Below are 2,294 nucleotides of genomic sequence, written 5' to 3' on the forward strand. Positions count from 1 at the left end.
CATCGCCCGCGGCCGATGCGATCTCGCGCTGACGCGGATCCGCGACTCGTGGCTCGATTACCGGGGCCGAGCCGTGGAACCGTTGGTGCGCGCCTCGCTGGAACGCCTTGCCACCAGCGATCCGCGGCTGGCTGGGACCGCAGTCGTCGGCGGCTACTGGACGCGCACCGGACGCGTCGAGGTCGATCTCGTGGGGGTCGACCAGTGGCCGGGCGCCAGCAGAGTCAGCGCCGTCGGTTCGATCAAGTGGCGCGACCGCAGCCCGTTCGACTCGCGGGATCTAGCCGATCTCGCAGTGCACCGCGCCAAGGTGCCCGGGGGTCGCGACGCCCCGTTGGTCGCGGTGAGCCGCTCCGGTTGCACCGCGCGGGACCTGGCGGCGGTCTACAGTCCCGGTGACCTGGTGTCCGCCTGGCGCTGAGTGCGCGATGGTAGGTCGCGGCCGCCCCGGACGTGTACGTCGAACTACGCAGGTCCTGTTCGGCGCCCGGGCAATGGGTACCTTATTCGGATGCGCATGTCCGACCATCCCTGCGTCGAGGTCGCCCTCACGGTGGCGGCCCCGCCGGAACGGGTCTGGTCGCTCGTCAGCGACGTCACCCGCGTCGGCGAATGGGGCGGCGAGTGCGTGGACGCGCAGTGGGAAGCAAGCGCCGGCGGGCCGGAGGTCGGTGCCCGCTTCCGCGGCCAGCAGGTGCGGAAGGGCCGCACGTGGGAGACCTCCTCGGTGGTCACCGAAGCGGAGCCCGGCGTCAGTTTCGGGTGGGCGGTGGAGGATCCAGCGAACACCGCCGCCACCTGGCGGTACGAGTTGGTCCCGGACGGATCGGGCGGCACCTTCCTGCGCTACCGGGCCGTGATGGGTCCCGGTCCCTCCGGCCTGACCGCGGTGATCGCCGCGATGCCGGACTGCGAGGAGCGCCTCATCGCCGACCGTCTGAAGGAGCACGAACGGAACATGACGGCGACGCTGGAGGCGATCAAGCGGGCCGCCGAACGGGGCTGACGGTCAGAGCCGTCCCACCACGTCCGCCGGGAGGGCGACGACAGTCACGACCGCCTGGTCACTTCATGACCCCCGCTATCGCCGCGGCCAGCTCATCGCGCCTGCAGGGAGCTTCACAGGACTCCCGGACCACTGTGTCGTTTGCCTCCACATGGACGAACCGCCCTCCGAACATGTGGTCCTTTTGGACGTTTCTGGTCGCCCCGAGCTGCGAGCAATCCGGCCCGCCGCTGAAGAGGCAGACATGAAAGAAGGAGCGCTCTGCCGCCTCGATCCCGCCCGCGACGTCTCCTGCTATCGGAGAAGGACTGGTGGTGCCCGCGGACACCACCACGTTCGCGGTCCCGGAAGTGCCCGGCGAGACGTTGTCCATCGGGGGTGGGTCGTGGTTGCTGGAGAGGAAGCGGTGGGACTGGTAAACTTTCGTATTCGAGCCAAGGTCAGCCACTGCCTTCTCGTGGATCTTCTCGAAGGGACTCTCTGGCTGGTGGGCCACATCGGAACAGCGCGAATCCTGCTCGCACTCACTGAGCCCGAACATTCCGTTCGCCCTGCGGTCCGCCCCGTTGATGAACAGGTAGCGGGCATTGGCTTCCCGGAAGACCTTCACCGCGACGAGATGTGTCAAGCGGTCCCCTCCTTCACATCCTCTCGGAACGGTGTGGGGACAGGCATGAGGAACCTCCACGGTGAGCGTCGATGGGTTAGCCATCGGCGGCCATGAGACGACGTAGAGACCCCAGGCGCGAGCAAAGCCGCCCCCGCCCCGGCTCTCACGAAGCAACACCACGTCCCGTCCGGTCTTGCTGTCGGTCGTGAGAACGACGCGGTACGCAACCGGCGCCAGCGCCTGGCACGCCGCCACGAGGTCCCCTCCCGCGACCTTGGCGAAGCCCTCGACGAGGGCTTTCACGTCCTCGGGATCTCTCTTGGGGTCGGCATACCGAAACGTGTCTGCCGCCGGGATGGACTGCACGAACTCGTCGATCGCGGTCTCGAGATCGGCGGGCGCCTCCTTCACGGAGTCCTGGGAGCAATGCTTGGAGATCGTGGACGCCGTCCCCTGCGACAGGCACGCGCTTATCGCGAGAACCAGGGCCATGGTAAGCGCTGCCGTGAGCCTCATTGAGCGCTTCGCCCCAAGGGAATCCCTCATTGTCCGGACGGTAGATACGTAGATACTAGTGAGGCTGCGCCTCGGACCGCCAAGTCTGCGGGCACGTCAAATGGTCCCTGCGGCTTCCTGAGCGCAAGCTCCCGCAGGGACTCCCGGTCTGGGGTGGCCGAC

The 2,294-nt window shown here is 67.9% G+C and carries 3 protein-coding genes; 2 read left to right on the forward strand and 1 reads right to left on the reverse strand.

Translation table 11 applies throughout. From position 1 onward, the window contains the following. Together VNE62_03200 and VNE62_03205 are read left to right on the forward strand one after the other, a co-directional pair. Positions 1–421: DUF234 domain-containing protein (locus tag VNE62_03200; protein HVE91296.1), on the forward strand; the 421-nt coding region annotated here is incomplete at its 5' end. A 90-nt stretch (positions 422–511) separates the two neighbouring features. Next, positions 512–1,006, forward strand: a complete 495-nt coding sequence (locus tag VNE62_03205) for an SRPBCC family protein (GenBank protein ID HVE91297.1) — start codon at positions 512–514, stop codon at positions 1,004–1,006. Positions 1,007–1,064: 58 nt separating this feature from the next. Here VNE62_03205 and VNE62_03210 read toward each other — a convergent pair whose 3' ends face one another. Next, positions 1,065–2,132 (reverse strand): hypothetical protein, encoded by a 1,068-nt coding sequence (locus tag VNE62_03210; GenBank protein HVE91298.1) that lies wholly within the window; start codon positions 2,130–2,132, stop codon positions 1,065–1,067. Positions 2,133–2,294 lie beyond the last annotated feature (162 nt).

It is taken from the genome of Actinomycetota bacterium, assembly GCA_035536535.1.
In the GTDB taxonomy this organism is placed as follows: Bacteria; Actinomycetota; JAICYB01; order JAICYB01; family JAICYB01; genus DATLNZ01.